The 14,955-nt window shown below is 64.1% G+C and carries 15 protein-coding genes and 1 pseudogene; 5 read left to right on the forward strand and 11 right to left on the reverse strand.

From position 1 onward, the window contains the following. Nucleotides 1-18 precede the first annotated feature (18 nt). The 5 genes from ACODSC_RS03195 to ACODSC_RS03215 all read right to left on the reverse strand — a co-directional run bounded on the left by ACODSC_RS03195 (nt 19) and on the right by ACODSC_RS03215 (nt 4,809). Entirely contained in the window at nt 19-351 is a 333-nt protein-coding gene (locus ACODSC_RS03195; RefSeq protein ID WP_191558025.1) for a hypothetical protein, read from the reverse strand. A 62-nt stretch (nt 352-413) separates the two neighbouring features. Beyond that, a complete protein-coding gene (copD, locus tag ACODSC_RS03200; RefSeq protein WP_185224720.1) occupies nt 414-1,328 on the reverse strand; it encodes a copper homeostasis membrane protein CopD in 915 nt (304 codons plus the stop codon). A 4-nt stretch (nt 1,329-1,332) separates the two neighbouring features. Continuing rightward, nucleotides 1,333-1,695 (reverse strand): copper homeostasis periplasmic binding protein CopC, encoded by a 363-nt coding sequence (copC, locus tag ACODSC_RS03205; protein WP_488811720.1) that lies wholly within the window; start codon nt 1,693-1,695, stop codon nt 1,333-1,335. A 117-nt stretch (nt 1,696-1,812) separates the two neighbouring features. Continuing rightward, nucleotides 1,813-2,307, reverse strand: coding sequence for a DUF305 domain-containing protein (locus ACODSC_RS03210; protein ID WP_230974793.1), 495 nt, complete (start codon nt 2,305-2,307; stop codon nt 1,813-1,815). Nucleotides 2,308-2,454: 147 nt separating this feature from the next. Then, a complete protein-coding gene (locus ACODSC_RS03215) occupies nt 2,455-4,809 on the reverse strand; it encodes a heavy metal translocating P-type ATPase (RefSeq protein WP_185224721.1) in 2,355 nt (784 codons plus the stop codon). Between the two features lie 177 nt (nt 4,810-4,986). On the opposite strand from ACODSC_RS03215, the gene ACODSC_RS03220 reads away from it, so the two are divergent. The 4 genes and pseudogenes from ACODSC_RS03220 to ACODSC_RS03235 all read left to right on the forward strand — a co-directional run bounded on the left by ACODSC_RS03220 (nt 4,987) and on the right by ACODSC_RS03235 (nt 6,923). Continuing rightward, nucleotides 4,987-5,187, forward strand: coding sequence for a metal-sensitive transcriptional regulator (locus ACODSC_RS03220; RefSeq protein WP_008264328.1), 201 nt, complete (start codon nt 4,987-4,989; stop codon nt 5,185-5,187). Between the two features lie 58 nt (nt 5,188-5,245). Further along, nucleotides 5,246-5,671 (forward strand): DUF305 domain-containing protein, encoded by a 426-nt coding sequence (locus tag ACODSC_RS03225; RefSeq protein ID WP_183204297.1) that lies wholly within the window; start codon nt 5,246-5,248, stop codon nt 5,669-5,671. An 858-nt stretch (nt 5,672-6,529) separates the two neighbouring features. Continuing rightward, nucleotides 6,530-6,634 (forward strand): annotated as a pseudogene (locus ACODSC_RS03230) (Arm DNA-binding domain-containing protein); the annotation flags it as partial. Nucleotides 6,635-6,719: 85 nt separating this feature from the next. Further along, entirely contained in the window at nt 6,720-6,923 is a 204-nt protein-coding gene (locus tag ACODSC_RS03235; RefSeq protein WP_488811723.1) for a cytochrome b/b6 domain-containing protein, read from the forward strand. A 13-nt stretch (nt 6,924-6,936) separates the two neighbouring features. Here the strand turns inward: ACODSC_RS03235 and ACODSC_RS03240 are convergent, their stop codons facing one another. From ACODSC_RS03240 to ACODSC_RS03265, 6 genes are all read right to left on the reverse strand, one after another. Continuing rightward, a complete protein-coding gene (locus ACODSC_RS03240) occupies nt 6,937-7,164 on the reverse strand; it encodes a hypothetical protein (RefSeq protein WP_488811725.1) in 228 nt (75 codons plus the stop codon). A 530-nt stretch (nt 7,165-7,694) separates the two neighbouring features. Further along, a complete protein-coding gene (locus ACODSC_RS03245; RefSeq protein WP_488811727.1) occupies nt 7,695-8,894 on the reverse strand; it encodes an aromatic amino acid transaminase in 1,200 nt (399 codons plus the stop codon). Nucleotides 8,895-8,954: 60 nt separating this feature from the next. Further along, nucleotides 8,955-10,343 (reverse strand): MFS transporter, encoded by a 1,389-nt coding sequence (locus ACODSC_RS03250; RefSeq protein WP_488811729.1) that lies wholly within the window; start codon nt 10,341-10,343, stop codon nt 8,955-8,957. Between the two features lie 19 nt (nt 10,344-10,362). Then, nucleotides 10,363-11,019, reverse strand: coding sequence for a helix-turn-helix domain-containing protein (locus tag ACODSC_RS03255; protein ID WP_488811731.1), 657 nt, complete (start codon nt 11,017-11,019; stop codon nt 10,363-10,365). Nucleotides 11,020-11,049: 30 nt separating this feature from the next. Next, nucleotides 11,050-11,436 (reverse strand): RidA family protein, encoded by a 387-nt coding sequence (locus ACODSC_RS03260; RefSeq protein WP_488811733.1) that lies wholly within the window; start codon nt 11,434-11,436, stop codon nt 11,050-11,052. Next, nucleotides 11,433-12,587, reverse strand: a complete 1,155-nt coding sequence (locus ACODSC_RS03265) for an NAD(P)/FAD-dependent oxidoreductase (protein ID WP_488811735.1) — start codon at nt 12,585-12,587, stop codon at nt 11,433-11,435. Before ACODSC_RS03265 ends, ACODSC_RS03260 begins: the two co-directional genes overlap by 4 nt. Nucleotides 12,588-12,746: 159 nt before the next feature. Between ACODSC_RS03265 and ACODSC_RS03270 the strand changes: the two genes are divergently transcribed. Next, on the forward strand, nt 12,747-14,951 hold the full coding sequence (locus ACODSC_RS03270; protein WP_488811737.1) for a TonB-dependent receptor: 2,205 nt from the start codon (nt 12,747-12,749) through the stop codon (nt 14,949-14,951). Nucleotides 14,952-14,955: the final 4 nt, after the last annotated feature.

A 14,955-nucleotide genomic window follows, 5' to 3' on the forward strand; every position in this document is an offset into this window, starting at 1 on the left:
CGGTCTTCTTCAACAGGATCAGCGTCGCGGGGGCGGGTCGTCCGCCTCCGCGGTGAAATCGGCATGCCGCGCATCAAGGGATGGATAGAGGACAGACGCATAGACCCGTGCGGGGGTGGGTTCACCGCCCTGAGGGACCAGGCCCTGGCAGATGGCCAGACACGCCTTATGGCACGAGATCCTGACGGTCTTCGGCTCGCAAGGGACGCCGTCGCCGCTCATCGACATGGACGCCATATCCTGATCGACCGGAGCTTCGCAGGCGATCGAAGCGGTGGACACGAACAGCACGGCAAACGCCGCTAGCAGCGCGGTCGTCAGTCGGACGAGGTCATGACGCAGGAACGGCATCGTCTGATCATACTTCAATGGCCGGCGGAGCGACGACCTCATTCAGATCATCGCGATCGCGGCTACAGAGACGCCGGGGGCGGCAGGGTTCCCATGACCGCCACGACGCCGATCAGGGCGAGTCCCAGACCCGTTTCGACCAACAGGCTGCGCCGGAGCGCGCTCATGGCGGCGAGGGAGGGTTGGCCCGTCTCCAGCGCAGAGCCCAGTGTCGGCGTCAGCCGGAACCGGTTGCTCGCCGCCAGCGCCAGCATCAAACCGAAGAGGACGAGCTTGGCGACCAGAAGCTGGCCGTAGAGGTTGCCCGCGATCGACGCCACGCGCTCGGGACCGATCAGGAACCAGCTGTTCACGAGACCGGTCAGCACCAGCAACAGGACCGCCAGCGTTCCCAGACCGGCGAAGCCATGCAGGGCGCGATGGATTGCACGATCGTCCGGACCGGCTCGGCGCAGAAGCAGGGCCGTCAACGCCGCCAGGGCGCCCAGCCACAAGGCCGCTGCCACCGCGTGAATGATGTTGGCGACGAGATGTATGGGCCCGCCAGGGCCCTCGGTGGCCGCGCCATGACCCGTCCACGCGAAGCTGGCGGCCACGATCAGACCCAAGGCGGCCGTCACGCTCCAGAGCGCGCGACCGGGTTTCAGGGCGACCAAGGCGACAAGCCCAAGCAAGGCGGCGGCGGCCCGCACGACCATCGCCATGCCCAGGGCCGTGCCGGTGACCATGAAGGACAGGGACGCGGGTTTGACGGCTTCGCTCAGCGACCCCGCCATGACGGCCGTCTGGGCCACCAGGGCGGCGAGCGAGCCGAGCGCGACGATGATCGCCGCGAGGCGCAATGTCGGTCGCGACCATTCCAGGTTCGGCGCGTCGGGGTCTTTGAAGCTGTAGAGAAGGAACAGCGGCGCGCCGAGAAGGACGACGCCGCCGGCGTATTGAAGCCAGCGAAGCGCGATGACCGCGACTTCCAGCACGGCGTCAGCGCACCGTGAAGGTGTAGGATCCCGTCATGCGGTGGCCGTCGCTCGACGCGATACGCCAGTCGACACGGTAGGGGCCGGCGGCCAGCGGGCGAGCCAGCGCGCCCGTGAGGGTCCTGCCGTCCTCGGCGACCGAGGTGCGGATCGCGATCTTCTCCCCCGCCGCATTGACGACGTCGAAGCCGGAAAAGGCGGGAACGCTGCGTTCGCTGAAGGTCAGGGTCAGCGTCCGGGTCGCGGCCACGGTGGAGTCGGGCGCCGGGGTGGCGCTGACCAGGCGAGCGTGGGCCGCCGCCGGTCCGGCGGCGAAGGCCACGACCGCCGCGACGGCGATGAAGGGCGCGGGGTTGAAGTAACGCATACTCAGTCTCCAGACGTTTGGCCGGTCCCGGCCTTCTGCTTCTCTACGCGCCACACGACCGCGTCCCTCATGAAGAGGAAGCGGGCGGCGGCTGAGGCCTTCCCCCGCACGCCGGGGTCAGCGGCGACGCTTCTCGAGGAGCGCCTGCATCTGGGCGATCTCCTCCTGTTGACCACGCACGATGCCGTCGCACAGGGCGATGATCTCCGGATCGGTCAGGGAGGCTTGCTCGCACATCAACACAGCCCCGGAATGGTGCGGGATCATCGATCGCAGGAATTCGTCGTCGCCAACGAACGCCTGGGTGCGCATGCCGACGAAGCTGCCGACGAAGATCACGACGGCGACCGCTCCAATGACCAGGTTCGTTTTGCGCGACGGGTACATGGACCGCATGAAGACGAGCATGAGGACCGCCATCGGCGCGACCATCATCAGGGTCATGTAGACGTTGTTCAGGTTGAGATAGAAGTGACCGAGCGTGGCGATCATCGTGTACATGACCAGGTACATGATGACGAAATCGAGCGCCAACTCGAGGTACAGGCTCCGATAAGGGCCGAGTCCACGAGCGTTGCCTTGCCCGCCGTGGTCCATCTGTTGATGAGACATCGTCCGTATCCTCTTCAGAAATTTCAGTTCGTCTTCGCCTGCCGCTGCGAATGCCTGGAGACTGCGGTCAGCGTCTAAATCAATCCGGCCCGTCACAGCCGGTTCCTCCCTTGGGTGGGTGGGCGGACTGGTGATTGCCTATCCTGGCTAAAGCCTCACCGCGCGCAGTCTCAGCGCATTGCCGATGACGCTGACCGAGGAGAGCGCCATTGCGAGCGCCGCAAGGGCAGGCGAGAGAAGCCAGCCGAAGACGGGATAAAGCAGGCCAGCCGCCACGGGGATGCCAAGGGCGTTGTAGCCGAAGGCGAAAACGAGGTTTTGGCGGATGTTGCCCATCACCGCGCGGGACAGACGCCGTGCGCGCACGATGCCTTGCAGATCTCCGCCCAGAAGGGTGACGCCGGCGCTTTCGATGGCGACGTCCGAACCCGCCCCCATAGCGACGCCGACATCGGCGGCGGCGAGGGCAGGGGCATCGTTGACGCCATCTCCCGCCATGGCGACGATCCGACCCTGCGAACGAAGCTGTTGTACTACAGACGCCTTGTCCTGCGGCAGAACCTCCGCCTGGACTTCGTCGATGCCGAGGCGACGCGCGACCGCTTCGGCCGTCGTCCGGTTGTCCCCGGTCATCATCACCAGCCGCAGACCGGCCGCTTTCAGCGCGAGGATCGCAGCCGGCGTGGTGGCCTTGATGGGATCGGCGATGCCGATGACCCCGGCCGCCTTTCCGTCGATAGCCACGAATATGGCGGTGGCGCCGTCGTGGCGAAGGGCCTCCGCCTTCGGCTCCAGCGCGGAGACGTCGATTGAAAGCTCGCCGAGAAAACGGGTGTTGCCCAGGGCGACCTGGCGGCCCTCAATCGTCCCGCGGACGCCGCGACCGACCGGGCTGTCGAAGTCCACGGCCTCGGTAAGGGGGATGTCCCGATCCTTGGCTGCCCGGACAATCGCGTCGGCCAACGGATGTTCGCTGCCCCGCTCGAGGCTGGCCGACAGACGCAGGATGTCCGCTTCCACGAAGCCCTGGGCTGGCAGGATCGCCGTCACCGACGGACGGCCCTCCGTCAGGGTGCCGGTCTTGTCCAGAACGAGGGTGTCGACTTTCTCGAAGCGTTCGAGCGCCTCGGCGTTCTTGATCAGGACGCCGGCGTGGGCGCCACGTCCCACCCCGACCATGATCGAGATCGGCGTGGCCAAACCCAACGCACAGGGACAGGCGATGATGAGCACCGAAACGGCGGCGACCAGGGCGTAGGACAAACGGGGCTCGGGACCGACCAGGCCCCAGACGACGGCGGCGAGCAGGGCGATCGCGATCACTGTGGGAACGAACCATCCGGAGACCGTATCGGCCAGCCGCTGGATCGGGGCGCGACTGCGCTGGGCCTGGGCCACCATCTGGACGATCTGCGCCAGCAGGGTGTCGGCGCCCACCTTGTCGGCGCGCATGATGAAGGATCCGGTCTTGTTGAGCGCGCCGGCCACGACGCGGTCGCCGACGTCCTTGGTCACCGGCATGGACTCGCCGGTCACCATGGATTCATCGACAGCGACCCGCCCCTCCAGGAGTTCGCCATCGACCGGGATCTTCTCTCCGGGCCGGACCCGCAGGCGGTCGCCGACGGCGATCTGGTCAAGCGAGACATCTTCATCGACGCCGTCCGCCCGGATTCGGCGGGCGGTCTTGGGCGTGAGGTCCAGCAGGGCGCGGATCGCGCCCGAGGTCTGTTCGCGGGCGCGCAGCTCCAGAATCTGGCCGACGAGGACCAGCACGGTGATAACCGCCGCCGCCTCGAAATACACCGGCGCGCTGCCGTCGGCCTTCAGGAAGGCGGGCGGGAACAGGGTTGGCGCGACGACGGCCACGACGCTGTAAAGCCATGCCACGCCGACCCCCATGGCGATCAGGGTGAACATATTCAGCCGACGGGTGCGCAGCGATGTCCAGCCGCGCTCGAAGAAGGGCCAGCCGCACCAGAGAACCACGGGGGTCGCCAAAGCGAACTGGATCCAGTTCGACATCTGGCCCGGGATGAACATGTGGAGATTGGCCAGATGTCCGCCCATTTCCAGGGCGAAGACCGGCAGGGTCAGGACCAGACCGACCCAAAAGCGTCTGGTGAAGTCGATCAGCTCGTGGTTGGGCGGGGCTTCCGCCGTGACCGTCTCCGGCTCAAGCGCCATGCCGCAGATCGGGCAGGAGCCTGGGCCTTCCTGCCGGATCTCGGGGTGCATCGGGCAGGTGTAGATGGCGCCGGGAACGGCCGGCTCGGCCTCCACGCGAGGGTTCAGGTAACGCATCGGATCGCCGATGAATTTGGTCCGGCACCCCGCCGAGCAGAAGAAATAGTCCTGACCGCCATGACTGGCTCGGTGAGCGGTAGTCGTCGGATCGACCGACATGCCGCAGACGGGATCCTTGACCGTAGCCGCGCCATCCGAGGCCTTCGCCCCGCAGCAGGCGTGACCCGAGGCATGATTGTGAGGATGCGTGGACATGTCGCTCTCTCCGGCTGACCGAAGGGCTCACATATACCCATGGGGGGTATATCGCAAGATACCCGTCTGGGGTATATGGGGGTGCTCAGGAGGACAGGCCGCATGCAAACCGACACGAAACCCAAAGTCCTCAACAGGCTCAGTCGGATCGAAGGCCAGGTGCGGGGAATCTCCCGCATGGTTGAAGATGACCGGTATTGCGTCGACTTGCTGACGCAACTTCAGGCCGTTCGAGCCGCGCTCCATCGCGTGGAGACCGAAGTGCTACGGGATCACCTCGACCACTGCGTCATGGGCGCCATGACCGGCGACGATCCCGAGGATCGCAAGGCCAAGGCCGGCGAGCTGATCGAGCTCTTGGCGCGGGCCGGACGGTAGGGTCGGCGGAACGAATGGGCCCTCCTGGTCGCTAACGTCGGGACCCCAAGGAGCCGTTATGAAACGCATCAGCCTCGTCCTCGCCGCCTGCGCCTTGGCTACGGCCTGTTCCCCGCAAGCCGAAGAGCCCGCCGTAGCCACGCCTGAGGCCGCCGCAGCGGCAGACGCCCATGGCGGAATGGAGGGCGGCATGGCTGCGCCTGCGCCCGGCGACTCCGTCGCCACCCAAGGCTACAAGGCCTCGATGAACACGATGATGGAGGCGATGCCCGCCTTCACCGGGGACGCCGACATCGACTTCATGAAGCAGATGCGAGGTCACCACGTCGCAGCCGTCTCGATGGCCCGTGTGGAGCTCGCGCAAGGCAAGGACGCCCAAGCGCGGGACCTGGCCCAGGAGGTGATCACGGCGCAGGAGCGCGAAATCACCCTGATCGACGCCTGGCTCGCCCAGAAGGGAGCGTCGGCGGCTCCCGCCGCCTGATCGCGAGATCAGCGCACCGCGTCCGACGACCAACGATGTGCGTAATCCGCCATCTGTCGTCCTCGTGGCGAAAGACCGATCGGCCAGTCCCGCCGTCCTCGAAAATCAGGACGCCGTCGGCCGCAAAGCCAGTGCGGCGTTTGCATCCCGGTCGTCGCGCGCGGCATGACACGCGTCGACGACGCTTGTCGCTATCGCCATACGATCGAGCCGGTAAGCTCGACGACGACCGTGCGGATGAGATACAGTGTACGTCCAAGTGATGGTGCACAGTGGCAAGGCGAACCGAACTCGTTGCATTGCAGCTCAGTGCTCAGAGAGTCCGATAGACCGCAAAAGATGACGAATTCACGCAAATGTTATTGCTTAGAATTTTCTGAATGTTTTCAGAATACTTCCCGTCTGTCGGTTGTTCAATCGGTCCGCCGGTTGATAAGCGAGAAAAAACCCCAAGCCGATCAGCGGCTTGGGGTAATTTGTGTAATCGAGTGGGAATGATTCGGGGCTCTCGCTACCTTTCGGTATCGCTTCCGAAGCGCTCGATAAGCGCCTGACAACATTGTGAATTCCGACGAGACCCTTCGATATCATTCGGAGGGTCTTTTTTTCGTTTTGTCGTCACCGGCGACGGTATCGCGTCCTGTTGCGATGCCGGAATCTCCCTCGTACCGTCAGCCTCATCGCAAGGCGGTGACGGTATTATTTTCGATCAACATATTGATCCTAAAGACAAATACCGGTCGCGCATCGGGCAAATCCGCACTTGCTTGGATCGAGGTGTTTTTACCGTGCTTACCGACGTTGCACTGAAGAATTTGCGCGCAATCAAAGCCTTACAAGAGTACCGACAGGGACGGCTTGTATGTCTATGTCTCGCCCGGCGGAGCGATCTCGTTTCGCTACGACTATCGCTTCAACGGACGGCGCGAGACGCTGACCCTGGGTCGGTACGGGCGCGGCGGATTGAGCCTCGCCCAGGCGCGCGAGCGTCTGTTCGAGATCAAGCGCACCATCGCCGCAGACCGGACGGGCTGCCCTGACCGGCGACATGACCTCTCTGATCGGGGAGTTGTCCTGGCCGCTGATCCCGGGCCTGCCTCGCACGCTGCACGGACCTATGGAGGACGTCCATGGACTGCTGGTGAAGGTGACCTACGCTCTCATAATTCTGCATGTCGGGGCCGCGCTGAAGCATCCGTTCTTCGACAGGGAGTGGGCGGCGGGCCGGATGTGGCCATTTCCGCGCCGCTGAGCGGAGGCGGTCGTCAGAACAACCCAATCCGGAAGCCGATCAGCCCCGTTGATTGAAGGTGTTCGATCCCTTCCATCACGGTGACAGCCGCCAGGAAGGTCAGGCCGTCTCGTAGCGTGCGGAGGAAGAAGGCCGGGCGGATGGTCAGTTCCTCGGCATCGCGCCAGCGGCCGGGATTGGGCCAGAAGCGCGGCGTGCGAGCGCGATAGGCCGCATACGGCGCGCCGAAATGCTCCGCCAACCAGGCCTCCTCCCGGCCGACCGTCCGAAGGAAGACGACGAAGGTGGCGATGGAAGACCGAGCCGATGACCAGGCTGCCGGTCTGGGCACCGATCCCGAACGCGCCGATGAAGCTGAACACATTAAAGTGGATTGCGGACGGGCAAATTCGTTTTTGCTTTCATCAACCTCAACTTTATTACATCAATGCTGACGGTATGATTTGGTGGCCAGAGAAAAGGCTCTGATAAATTAGCGCCTTCTAAGTCAATAAAACATCAAGTGGGATTGAGAGGCAGCAGTCATTTGGGTTCGGCCTCTCACTAAAGGCTTCATTGGATACAGAGATAATAGAGCGATAGACGTCGGGTTGAACGGTCCTGTAGCCTTTCGTTGGTAATTCTGCCGGATTGATCATTCCAACAGTAACTTTGGATCCAGCTACATCTGCTTGCTCGCTGTCAATGAATTACAGGCCAGTCGCCGCCCTCTCCGATTATGCGTCGCGGCTCCTGTCATCCAAAACCGCCGGTCAGAAGGCTCCAGTATGCTCAGCATGACGATCGGCCGTCACGTTGTACCGCCTGATAGGCGCGTGTGAACACGGGTATGGTCTCCGTCGTCAGCCCAGCCAGATTGATACGGCCGGATGACGCGCAATATACAGCGTGTTTCTCGCGCAGGTCGGACACTTGATCTGGTGCCAAGGATAGGCAGGCGAACAGGCCGTTTTGTCTTTCGACCGCCGCGAGGCTCGGCGCGTGGTTGGCAAGCGCCGTGCGGACATCGACTAGGCGTTGGCGCATCGCCTTGAGTTCGGTAGTCCATAGTTCCGTCAGATGTGCGTCTTCCAGGATGACACGGACAACGGCCGCCCCGTGATCCGGCGGCATTGACCAGTTCGCCCGCGCCAGAGCCAGGATGTTCGATGCCGCATTCGCCAGGTTCGTCCTGTCGCGGGCGAGGGCGAAAAGCGCCCCTGTACGCTCACGGTAAAGGCCGAAATTCTTGTCGCAGGAATAGGCCACCAGTGCTTCGGGCGCGGCTTCGAGGACGCGGCGCATGCCGGCGGCATCGTTGTCCAGCCCCGATCCCAGACCCTGATAGGCCAAATCGATGATCGGTGTGATCCTTCGTGTGTCGATGAGGTCGGCCACCGCGTCCCACTGGTCGGCGGAAAGGTCCGCCCCGGTCGGATTGTGGCAGCAGGCCTGTAACAAGATGGCGTCGCCCGCAGACGCTGTCGCCAGCGCCTGCATCATGGTTTCGAAACGCACGGTTTGTCTGACGGCGTCGAAATAGCTGTACCGGACGATCTGAAGACCGGCGGGCTCAAAGATTTGCGGATGGTTTGGCCATGTCGGCTCACCCATGAACAGCCGCGCGTTTGGTTGACCGGTAGCCAGAAGCTCGGCCGCCAACCTAAGAGCGCCCGTGCCGCCGGGGGTTTGGACCCCGAACACTTCGGCCGTGTTGTGGGCCCCGAACACGATCGGTCTCAGGCATTCGAGGAAGCCGATGTCCCCTTCAGGACCCAGATAGGCCTTGGTCGGCTGCTGCTCCACCAGCAAGCGTTCGGCGGCCTTTACCGCGCGAAAAACAGGGGTTTGTCCGAACTGATCGCGATAGACGCCGACGCCGAGGTCCAGTTTGTTCGGCCGCGGGTCGGCGCGGTAGGCGCTGATGAGCGCCAGCAGTCCGTCGGGTTGCTGCGGCGAGAGACCGTCAAAGACCGTGTCCGAAAGGCTCATGCGTCGGCCTTGGAACTATGCGTGTCGGCTGGTCCATAGTTCCGTCTGTCGGGCAGCCTCTTACGAAGCGGCATTCTGAGGCTCCGTGGAGATGGAATGGATCGACTGAACCTCGGCAACGGTACGGCGAAACCCGTTCTGGCAAAGCCAGATCAACACCGCCGCCAGAAGCCAGGCCGGGGCGCCGACGATCGCGATCGCCGAAATCAGCCCGTGGGCGCCGCCGAACATTTCCGAGAGAGCGCCGATGATCAGGGGGCTGAGCCCTTGGGGCACCAGGGCCACGATTGTCATGACCCCGAAGTTGCGGGCGCGCAGGTGGGGCGGGCTGATGTCCTGAATGATGCTGGGCAGGACGGATGCTGCGGCGAGGCCTGCGGCGAACTGAATGGCGATCAGCGCCAATGCCTGCCAGGTCGCGGTGACGAAAGGCAGCAAGGTGGTCGGTGCAGCGGCGATCAGGAAGGCTATGGCGGCTATTCTCGGCGCCATGACCGATCGGTCGCCTCTCCAGAACCTGACGCACAGGGCGGAGACACCGACGCCGACAAGGCTGGCCGGTCCGATGGCCATGCCGAGCTGGAGGCTGACGGTGGCCGGATCGATGTCCAGAATCCGGGGCAGGGCGGTCGGCAACCAGACCAGGGTGGAGGCGATGCCGATATTGTAGGCGGCGACAGCGGCGAATACGCCTGCCAGGGTGGCGAAGTGCCGCCTGGCGTAGGCGATGAAGCCGCTATCCGCCAGCCGGGTCGCGAAGGCCTCTGCGGACGCAAAGGCTGCGGCGCGACTGCCCTTCAGTTTCAGCTTGGCGACCAGCGCGATGAACAGGGGACCGGGCAAGGCGACGAACAGCATGGTCGTACGCCAAGGCTCCATCTCGCCCAGTAAGCCGGGCAGGCTCGCGCCATGCGTGGCGAGCCAGCCGAACGTGGCGCCGCTTATGCTTAAGCCCAAGGTCGTCCCCAGAATGGCGGCGAGGAAATACACCAGGTTGGCGGTGGCGCGTTGGCGGCCTGGAAACAGATCCGGAATGACGGCCCAGATGATCGGCCCCAGGCCCGCCTCGCCGACAGCGATTCCTATTGTCGCCAAGAGCAAGCCCTCGAAGGTCGTCTGGAAGGCGCAGGCGGCGGTGGCGACGGACCAGACCGCGATCCCGATGCACAGGATCAGGCGACGATCAAAGCGGTCCGCGAGCCAGGCGATCGGATAGCTGGCGATCGCTGCGAACAAGGCCAGTCCCAGGCCCTGCATGGCTCCCAGTTGCAGATCCGTCAGGCCAAGGGATTGCTTCAGGGGTGATGCGACCACCGCCAGGATTTGCCGATCGACGAAGGCGAATATGGTGACGCCGACCAGTATGGCCACGGCAAACCAGGCCGAGAACGGGGCTGGGGCTTCTATGGGGGCGACTTCGGGGACGTCCGGCGGTGTGGTGATGCTCAAGATGTCCCCTTCATGGGCGTTACGCGGGCTCGGCCGTCTGCTTGGCTTCTTCTTCCGCTAGGCTGATCAGCTCGCCCGCTAGATCGGGATCTTCGCTCGAACACACGCCCAGGATCAGAGCGCTGTCGCAGTCCTTGCAGACATAGGCGTGGCTCATGGCGCTATCGAGATAGACACCTTGTCCGGTCTGAAGGACGATGGGGGTGTAGAACTCCAAATGGACCTCGATCGCCCCTTCCAGCACGAAGACGAATTCCTCGCCCTTGTGCCGGACGGCCTCGCCGAACTCGCCGATATCGCGGGTGTGAACCCGAGTGATGATGGGCACCATCCGCTTCTGGCGAAGGTCGGCGCAGAGGTATTCATAGTCGTAGTTCGGCGTCTTGATATGGACGGAGTTGCCGCTTGTGGTCAGGCTTCGCCGGCCCATGACGGCCGGCGAAGAGGCGGCCTCGCCCGCCGGTTCGCCCTGCGCCAGGAACTCGGCCATGGTCAGGCCGAGCCTGGCCGTGAACTGCTGAAGCTTGTCGTAGGTCAGAGACAGCTTGTCTGTTTCGACCTTGGCGAGGGTCGATAGGGGTATGCCGACGACAGCGCTCATCTCGCGCAGGGTCCAGCCGTTGCGCTGCCGCACGATCCTGATGAGGTTGCCGAGAGTGCCGCTGTCGTTCGCCATCGTGTCCTGCCTATCCAGCCCAAGGCCGGATTAGTTTCGTCGAGGCTGGCGGCTGGCCACGACCTCGATCTCTACGCGAGCATTCGGTAGCACGAGCTGAGAACCGACGCACGAACGGGCCGGGAAGGGCGCTGAAAGGCGTTTGGCGTAGACAGAGTTGAAGGCGTTGAAGTCGCCTGGGTCGGTGAGCCAGACCGTCGCCTTGACCACATTGTCGAGACCCATGCCCACGCTTTCCAGGATGGCCGAGATTGCGTCAAAGGTCCGTTCGGTCTGCACCGTGATGTCGCCCTCCACCCGGCCGTCGACTAACGCCAATTGTCCGGAGACGAAGACGAGGCCGTCGGTCTCGACGGCCGCCGACAGGGGCAGGACCGCGCCGCCGGGTCCGATCAGGGGTTTGCCGTGAATCTTCATTGAGCGACCTTGTTCTTGCCCGAAGTTGTTTCCCCGAACCGGCTGGGAGACAGATCGGCGGCGGTGACGCCTTCGCGCGCGATGTCGTCAGGAACAGGCTCACCGCGTGCGAGGGCTGCGGCGGTCCGCGCCCAGGCCGGAGCCGTCTGAATGCCGTAGCCCCCCTGGCCGACGGACCAGAACAGGCCTGGCGCCTCAGGGTCGAAGCCAATGACGGGCGCGCGGTCCGGAGCAAAGGTGCGCAGACCCGCCCAACTGTGGTTGATGCGTTCCACTTCCAGGGTGAGGGCCGCCTGGACCCGATCCACTCCGATCGCGATGTCCAACTCTTCCGGCTGGACATCGCACGCCTCGACGAGCGTCTCGTCGGCAGGTGAGATCAGCAGTTTGCCCGCGTCGGGCTTGAAGTAGAATTCCTCATCGACGTCGATCACGGCAGGCCATGCGGCGATGTTCGTTCCGGCCGGCGGATCAACCAAGACGGCCGTCCGTCTCAACGGCTGCAGGCCCAGAGGGCGCGCGCCGACGCCTACAGCGACGTGGTCACCCCAGGCTCCGGCCGCATTGATCAACACCGGCGCTTCGATGCTCTGCGTCGGAAGATTGATCGTCCAAAGATCAGCAATCCGCTCGATCACCGGGTCGCCGACATCGATCAGTAGCGTCGCGCCGCGGGTCCGAGCTCCGCGCAGAAAGCCTTGATGGAGCGCATCGACGTCGATGTCCTGGGCGTCGTGGTCGAATGCGGCTCCGGCGACGTAGTTGGATTTCAGGAGGGGAACGGTTTCCAGAACTGTGGCGACATCGACCCGTTCGATCGCACCGCCCGAACGGCCGATATCGGTGATCATCGCCTTCAGATAATCAAGCTGATCACGCCGGGCGATATAGAGGACGCCCCGCGGTGTGAGCAGCCGTTCCTCCGTGAAGCCCTCGGGAGGCAGCATGAAGAAGTCTCGGCTGGTCCGTGTCAGTGCGCGTACCGCGAGCCCTCCATAACTGGGCGCGAACAGCGCGGCCGAACGACCCGTCGCATGGCGGCCCGGCATTGCTTCGCGCTCAACGAGGCAGACCCGGGCTGTCTCGGACAGTTCGTAGGCGACGGACGCGCCGGCCATTCCCGCGCCGACCACGATGAAATCGTATTTCATTTCGTCCCAAGGCTCGAGAGCGACGATTCCGTAAACTTGTTCCGGCACGTCAGATGCCAAATCCTGAACCGGTAACAGCGTCTATTGCAAGAGACTTTTTCTCTTGACAGAAACATCTCATGATTGATTGTGGTTCGCGCATCATCGAGGGGCTCCATCATGATTGTCTGTCGCAACCACCGTTCGCGTATCAGCCTGGCGTTCCTTCTGGCTTCGACCGCGCTGTGCGCCTCGCCGGCGCTCGCCCAAAGCGCCAACTCGGCAAGTGACGCGACGCAGGTGGGCGACATCATCGTCACCGCGCAGAAGCGGGAGGAGCGGGCCAGCGAGACGCCCCTTTCGCTCTCAGTCCTGACGGGAGAAGCGCTGCAGGCCGCGGGTGCGACACAACTGGCGGATTTCGCTGCAACGGTCCCCGGTCTGTCCTTCACAAGCAACGGCGTCGGTCAGGGCCAGGTCAACCTGCGCGGCGTGACGACCGGACTGAACGTCGGCTCGACCGTCGGCATCTATGTCGATGAAGTGCCCTATGGCTCCAGCACCTCCTTTGCCGGTGCGGCGCAACTCGCCCTGGACGTCGGGCTGTTCGATCTGGATCGGGTGGAAGTCCTGCGCGGTCCGCAGGGGACGCTTTATGGCGCCAGCACCATGGGCGGGCTGCTTAAGTACGTTACGAAGGCCCCCGATCCGACCCGCTTCGGCGGGGGATTGCGCGCGGGGGTGTCGACGACCGCGCACGGAGGGATCGGCTACGACCTGGCGGCCGCGGTGAACGCTCCGTTCGCCGGCGATACGGCGGCTGTGAGGCTCAACGGGTTCTACACCGAGGACGGCGGGTTCGTAGATAACCGGCTGTCCGGGGTCGAGGACGTGAACCAGTCCAAAGTGTATGGCGGCCGAGGCGATCTCCTGTTCAATCCGACCGACGCCTTGTCGATCCGCCTGACGGGCTTCGCCCAAGAGATCGAGCGGGACGGATCGGGTTCGGTCGATTTCATCGGCGCGACGGGCAGGCCGGTCGACAGCGAATACGATCAGCGGCGTTTCGACGAACCCTTCGCCCAGTCGTTCCGTCTGGCCAGCGCCGTGATCGACTACGATTTCGGCCCGTTGCAACTGACCTCGATAACCAGCTACCAGACCAGCGGCGTCGACTATGTGACGGACGTATCGGCGCTCTATGTGCCGTTGTTGGGCGGCTTCGGGCTGGCGCTGGGGTCCACGCCTCTGGTCAAGGCGGTGAACACCGACAAATTTACTCAGGAGGCCCGGCTGGCGGGCAGTGTGGGCGCATTTGACTGGATCGTCGGTGGTTTCTACACGCGAGAGAAGAGCTTCCAGTTGCAGACCTTGCCGGCGACCGATCCCACGGGCGCGCCCTTCCCCCTGAACCTACTGACGGCAGAACTGCCGAGTCTCTACGAAGAGACAGCGGCGTTCGGGACCCTGACATGGCATGTGACGGATCGCCTCGACCTCTCTGGCGGCCTTCGTTACGCGACCAACGACCAGACCTACGAACAAAACGCCTCGGGTCTGCTGGGCGGGCCGGCGCCGAAGCGCAGTTCGAACGAGAATGTGACGACCTATCTGGCCAATGCGCGCTACCGCCTGACCGACCGATCCATCGGCTATTTGCGCTATGCCACTGGCTACCGTCCCGGCGGCCCCAACATGGTGCTGAATGACCCGGTGACCGGCGACCCGCTTGCGCCGCCCACGTTCGATTCAGACAGTCTCGAAAGCTATGAAGCGGGCTATAAGGCCAGCACTGCCGACGGCCGCTTCAGCGTGGACGCAGGCGTCTACTATATCGACTGGCAGGATCTTCAGATCGTGGCGCTGCGTAACGGTGTCGGCGTCGTCGCCAACGCCAGTTCGGCGGCGATCAAGGGTGCGGAACTTACCGTGACAGCGCGTCCGACGCCCGCCCTGTCCCTCGTCGCCGCAGCCAGTTTTCTGGACGCTGAACTCGATGCGGACTCGCCGGATCTCGGCGGTCTGAAGGGCGACACCCTGCCGGACAGTCCGAACGTCACCGTCGCCTTGTCCGCCGACTATGGATTCTCGCTGGGCGGCTGTGACGCGGACGTCGGCGCCACAGTGCGGTATGTCGATGACCGGGTTTCAAGCTTCGACCTGAGCGCCGGTACGCCGCAGCACGCCCTGCCGGGCTACACGACGGTCGATCTGCGCGCCGGCATCGACCTGAACGGCGTGCGTGCTCAGGTGTACGTCCGAAACCTGTTCGACGAGTTCGGCGAGCTGTCGGCGACAACGAGCTTCTCCGTGGCGGGAGGGCCGATACAGATCACCCCCTTGCGGCCCAGGACCGTCGGGCTGACGCTGACGAAGCGCTTTTAGCATC

The sequence above is a fragment of the Brevundimonas sp. FG128 genome, assembly GCF_057809775.1.

Bases quoted from the DNA above. Each gene is read 5' to 3' on its own strand.
- ACODSC_RS03270 (WP_488811737.1), top strand. From the start codon at position 12,747: ATGATTGTCTGTCGCAACCACCGTTCGCGTATCAGCCTGGCGTTCCTT.
- copC (WP_488811720.1), bottom strand. From the start codon at position 1,695: ATGCGTTACTTCAACCCCGCGCCCTTCATCGCCGTCGCGGCGGTCGTG.
- ACODSC_RS03225 (WP_183204297.1), top strand. From the start codon at position 5,246: ATGAAACGCATCAGCCTCGTCCTCGCCGCCTGCGCCTTGGCTACGGCC.
- ACODSC_RS03245 (WP_488811727.1), bottom strand. From the start codon at position 8,894: ATGAGCCTTTCGGACACGGTCTTTGACGGTCTCTCGCCGCAGCAACCC.
- ACODSC_RS03220 (WP_008264328.1), top strand. From the start codon at position 4,987: ATGGTTGAAGATGACCGGTATTGCGTCGACTTGCTGACGCAACTTCAG.
- ACODSC_RS03215 (WP_185224721.1), bottom strand. From the start codon at position 4,809: ATGTCCACGCATCCTCACAATCATGCCTCGGGTCACGCCTGCTGCGGG.
- ACODSC_RS03255 (WP_488811731.1), bottom strand. From the start codon at position 11,019: ATGGCGAACGACAGCGGCACTCTCGGCAACCTCATCAGGATCGTGCGG.
- ACODSC_RS03195 (WP_191558025.1), bottom strand. From the start codon at position 351: ATGCCGTTCCTGCGTCATGACCTCGTCCGACTGACGACCGCGCTGCTA.
- ACODSC_RS03265 (WP_488811735.1), bottom strand. From the start codon at position 12,587: ATGAAATACGATTTCATCGTGGTCGGCGCGGGAATGGCCGGCGCGTCC.
- ACODSC_RS03235 (WP_488811723.1), top strand. From the start codon at position 6,720: ATGACCTCTCTGATCGGGGAGTTGTCCTGGCCGCTGATCCCGGGCCTG.
- ACODSC_RS03260 (WP_488811733.1), bottom strand. From the start codon at position 11,436: ATGAAGATTCACGGCAAACCCCTGATCGGACCCGGCGGCGCGGTCCTG.
- ACODSC_RS03210 (WP_230974793.1), bottom strand. From the start codon at position 2,307: ATGTCTCATCAACAGATGGACCACGGCGGGCAAGGCAACGCTCGTGGA.